Below are 4,641 nucleotides of genomic sequence, written 5' to 3'. Positions count from 1 at the left end.
CGGCGCCGCCCGCGCAGCAGGCGGGTCCGAATGTCCTGCCCACCACGCGCGTCACGGCTCCGCGGGAGCGGCCGCGGCCGCGCCAGCGCCCGCCTCAGGTCGTAACCAACCCGCCGCCCGCACCGCCAACGCAGCAGCAGGTGGTGGCCACGCAGAACGAGAAATTCGACTCGGCACGGCGGAACATCTTCCCGCCGGTCGGGGCCGCCGCCTACGAGGTGACGCATCAAGCCATAGAAGCGCTGCCGCAAGGGAACAACTCGACGCTCGACAAGGTGCTGCTGCAGTTCCCCGGCGTGCACCAGGATTCGGCCGCGAGCGGCGAACTGCATGTGCGTAACGAGCATGCCAACCTGCAATACCGCATCAACGGCATCATGCTGCCCGATGGGGTCGGCGCGTTCGGACAGATCCTCGACACCGGTATCGTCGGCAGCGCAACGCTGCTGACAGGCGCGCTGCCTGCGCAATACGGACTGCGCACGGCCGGCGTGCTGGACATCCAGACCAAGACCGACGCATTCAACAATACCGGCACGGTCAGCGTCTATGGCGGCAGCCATCAGACCGTCACGCCGTTCGCCGAATACGGCGGCACGGTCGGACAGACGCAGTACTACGTGTCCGGTCGCTATCTCTACAACAATCTCGGCATCGAGAATCCGACGCCCGCAAATGAGGCCATCCACGACCGCACACAACAGGAAAAGGGCTTTGCCTACGTTTCGACGGTGCTCGACCCCGAAAGCCGCCTCACCTATATCGGCGGCGTGTCGAACGGGCTGTACCAGATCCCCAACAATCCGGGGCAGACGGCCAACTTCATGACCGCGGACGTCTCGACCTTCGATTCCGCGTTCCTGAACGAACGGCAGCAGGAGATCAACGACTTCAACGTGCTGGCCTACCAGCATTCGGCGGAAGGCATCGACTACCAGATCTCCTACTTCAATCGATACAGTCAGCTGCACTTCATGCCGGACCCGATCGGAGATCTGCTGATTAATGGCATAGCGTCGGACGTGTACCGTCAGAGCTACGTCAATGGCATCCAGGAAGACACCGCCTGGCGCATCGCCGACGCGCACACCTTGCGGTTTGGCTTCATGGTCAGTGGTGAGCGCTCTCTGGTGACCGGCATCAACACGACATTCCCTGGCGATCCTGTGAACGGTCAGGCGTTCGACCCGGTTACTGGCAGCCCGCTTCCGCCGGTCACCATCTACGATTCCAGCAGCAAGCTTGGCTGGCTGTTCGGCAGCTATGTGCAGGACGAATGGAAGATCACCAACAACCTCACCCTGAACGCGGGGCTACGGTTCGATCAGATGTGGCAATATGTCGATGCCAATCAATTCAGCCCACGTATCAGCCTGACCTGGGTGCCCCAGGAAGGTACCACCGTTCATGCCGGCTACGCGCGGACCTTCACGCCGCCTCCGCAGGTGATTGCGGCGCCGACCAACATTGCGCTGTTCCAGGGCACGGTCGCGGCGCCCACGGTGACCCAGAACGATCCGGTGCTGCCGGAACGGGCGCACATCTTCGACGTCGGCGTGGTGCAGAAGGTGTGGCCGATCCCCGGCCTCGAGGTCGGTGTCGACGGCTATTTCAAGCTCGCGCGCGATCTGCTCGATGACGGACAGTTCGGCCAGGCCTATGTGCTCAACGGCTTCAACTACGACAAGGCGAACAATCTCGGGCTCGAGTTCAAGGCGACCTACACGATGGGTAACCTGAGAATGTACGGCAACGTCGCCTGGGCGCGCCAACTCGGCACCGATATCGTCTCGAACCAGTTCCTGTTCGATCCCGATCGCTTGGCCTACATCGCGACCCACTATGTCTACACCGATCACAGCCAGATCCTGACGGCGTCGGCCGGTGCCTCCTACCAATGGTACGATACGAAGTTTACCGCGTCCATGATCTATGGCAGCGGGCTTCGCTCGGGCTTTGCCAACCTCGATCACCAGCCGTCCTACACCCAGGTCAACATGGGCGTGTCGCACGACTTCCATTTTGTCGCGCCAGACAGGCCGACCACGCTGCGCTTCGATGTCGTGAACGTGTTCGACAAGATCTATGAGATCAGGAATGGCACTGGAATCGGCGTGTTCGCGCCGCAATTCGGACCGCGCCGAGGATTCTTCTTCGGCATTTCCCAGAAGATATGACGTGGCCGGGGGTTCTATTCGAAGAGCGAGCCAGATGCACCAGAAAACTGAAAAGCAGTCGCGCCCGGGGATTTGGCGCCGCGCCGGGCCGGCAATTCCAATTCTTTCGATGACCATTGCGATGGTACGCCCTGCCCTCGCGCAAGGCCAAAATCCCCTGCTGCCGCACAACCTGTCGCCCTGGGGCATGTTCCTCAATGCCGACATTGTCGTGAAGGCCGTCATGGTGGGGCTCGCCTTTGCCTCGCTGGTGACCTGGACGGTGTGGCTCGCCAAGACCATCGAGCTCGCACTTGCCAGGCGTCGCGCGCGGCGCCGGATCGGAATGCTCGAAGCCGGCGCCGGGCTCGCAGAGGCGACACGCGCCTGCGCGGACGCGAGGGATGCGATCGCACAACTGATCCGGTCCACAGCGCGCGAAGCCGAATTGTCCGGCGGCATCGTCGACGACGGCTTCAAGGAACGCGTCGCGCTCCGGCTGGAGCGCGTGGAGGCGGCGATGACCCGGCAGGTCTCGCGTGGCATTGGCATTCTCGCGACCATCGGCGCAACCGCGCCCTTTGTCGGCCTGTTCGGCACGGTATGGGGCATCATGAACTCGTTCATCGGCATTTCCGAATCCCACACCACCAACCTCGCCGTGGTGGCGCCCGGCATCGCCGAGGCGCTGCTTGCGACCGCGCTCGGGCTGGTCGCCGCGATACCGGCGGTGGTGATCTACAATCACCTTGCCCGCGTCATATCGGGCTATCGCACCCTGCTCGGCGACGCCTCGGCGCAACTGCTGCTGATCATCAGCCGGGGGCAAGGCATTCGCGCGGCGGCACTGTCGCGCGCGGCGGAGTAGCGTCATGGCGATGCGTCTTGGCTCCCGCGCCGGCGGCGACGACCTCGAGATCCAGCACGAGATCAACGTCACGCCCTTCATCGATGTCATTCTTGTGCTCTTGATCATCTTCATGGTGGCCGCGCCGCTCGCGACGGTCGATATCGGCGTCAACCTGCCCGCCAGCACCGCGCCGGAACAACCGCGGCCGGACAAGCCGGTGTTCGTGACCATCAAAGAGGACCAGTCGATCGCAGTCGGAGAGGCCGTCGTAACCCGTGACGCGCTCGCGCAGGCGCTCGATACCGCCACCAACAATCACAAGGATGAGACGATCTTCATCCGCGGCGACAAGGCACTCAGTTACGGCGAACTGATGGAGGTGATGAATACGCTGCGCGACGCCGGCTACCTGAAGCTCGCGTTGGTCGGGCTCGAAACCCCGCCGGGCAAGCCATGAACGCCCACGCGCTGCATCTGCCGGAAGAGCGCGGCCTCGCGCGCTGGATGTTCGCGACGCTGGCGATTCTGCTCGCGCATGCGGCGATCATCGCCGCGGTCGCGCTCTGGTATGCGCGCCAGCCCGCAGCGGAGCCCAACATTCTCCCGGCCATCACGGTGTCGCTGGCGCCCGTCCAGGCCAGTTCGCCCGAGGTTCAGAATGAGGACGTCGCGGTCGGCCCGACGATGCAACAGGCCGACGAGACGCCAAAGGAGCCGCCCAAGGTCGAGGAGAAGCCGGCCGAGGAAGTGATGCAGCCGACGCCGCAGCAACAGGCTGACGTCACGCTGCCGGAAGTCCAGCAGAAGGTTGAACAGCCCAAGCCCGAAGTCATGCCGCCGGCCCCGGAAACGCGCGCCGCGCCGAAGAACGAACGCGTCGCGCCGTTCAGTCAGGCGGCGTCGAATGCCTATAACGCGCTGGTGTTCGGCCATCTGCAGCGCTTCAAGCGCTACCCGCGGGCGCTACGCGGCGCGCATGGCACGGTCGTGGTGCAATTCGTGCTGGATCGCGGCGGCCGCGTGATCGAGAGCGTCGTAACGAAATCGTCGGGCAGCCGCGCGCTCGATGAAGAGGCCCTCGACGTTCTGAAACGCGCGAGCCCGTTTCCACCGTTCCCAGCCGCAAAGCCGGGTACGCAGGATTCCTACGTCGCTCCGGTCGAGTTTTCCCAATCGGGCTGAAGGCGTTGCAGGCAATACCCCCGTATTCCTACGGTTCGTAAAATTAACCCGAATCCAGAAACCGCGCGGGAAGTCTGGGAGCGCGTGGCCCAGCAGGCGCGGTTGAGGCCGCCGCTTCAATTGGGCAATGATCTCACCCGGGCGACCAGAAAGGCGCCGGGTCGCGTGCGCTTGGCACGGCCGGGCTAACCTATTGACCTTATGGACCTTCGCACGTGAATCTCCGCTCTTCATTCATCGCGACACTCGCGGCCTTCGGCCGGGACCGCCGCGGCAATATCGCGATCATCTTCGCGCTCGCCGGAATCGTCGTGCTCGGATTCGTCGGTGTCGCGGTCGATTACTCGATCGCCAACAAGCAGCGCACCAAGTTGCAAGACGCGCTCGACTCGGCGCTGCTCGCCGGCTCGACGGCCGGCAAGCAGGTGCTGGACTCCGGCTCGGGCCAGACCG

Annotated in this window: 5 protein-coding genes; all 5 read left to right on the top strand. The window is 63.9% G+C overall.

Going from position 1 to position 4,641, the window contains the following annotated elements:
- Positions 1-2,177: TonB-dependent receptor (locus JOZ76_RS09055; RefSeq protein ID WP_291698286.1), on the top strand; the 2,177-nt coding region annotated here is incomplete at its 5' end.
- Between the two features lie 109 nt (positions 2,178-2,286).
- Positions 2,287-3,024 (top strand): tonB-system energizer ExbB, encoded by a 738-nt coding sequence (gene exbB, locus JOZ76_RS09050; RefSeq protein WP_291698287.1) that lies wholly within the window; start codon positions 2,287-2,289, stop codon positions 3,022-3,024.
- Positions 3,025-3,028: 4 nt separating this feature from the next.
- A complete protein-coding gene (exbD, locus tag JOZ76_RS09045) occupies positions 3,029-3,463 on the top strand; it encodes a TonB system transport protein ExbD (RefSeq protein ID WP_291698285.1) in 435 nt (144 codons plus the stop codon).
- Complete coding sequence (locus JOZ76_RS09040; protein WP_291698284.1) at positions 3,460-4,188, top strand: energy transducer TonB; 729 nt, start codon at positions 3,460-3,462, stop codon at positions 4,186-4,188. The genes exbD and JOZ76_RS09040 overlap by 4 nt, the downstream gene beginning before the upstream one ends.
- Positions 4,189-4,403: 215 nt before the next feature.
- The coding region (locus JOZ76_RS09035) for a TadE/TadG family type IV pilus assembly protein (protein ID WP_291698283.1) at positions 4,404-4,641 on the top strand (238 nt) is incomplete at its 3' end.

Source organism: Bradyrhizobium sp., assembly GCF_019244115.1.
Taxonomy (GTDB): Bacteria; Pseudomonadota; Alphaproteobacteria; order Rhizobiales; family Xanthobacteraceae; genus Bradyrhizobium.
Note: the sequence above shows the minus strand (reverse complement) of the source record. Positions and strands in the feature narration are given on the sequence as shown.

Bases quoted from the DNA above. Each gene is read 5' to 3' on its own strand.
- exbB (WP_291698287.1), top strand. From the start codon at position 2,287: ATGACCATTGCGATGGTACGCCCTGCCCTCGCGCAAGGCCAAAATCCC.
- exbD (WP_291698285.1), top strand. From the start codon at position 3,029: ATGGCGATGCGTCTTGGCTCCCGCGCCGGCGGCGACGACCTCGAGATC.
- JOZ76_RS09040 (WP_291698284.1), top strand. From the start codon at position 3,460: ATGAACGCCCACGCGCTGCATCTGCCGGAAGAGCGCGGCCTCGCGCGC.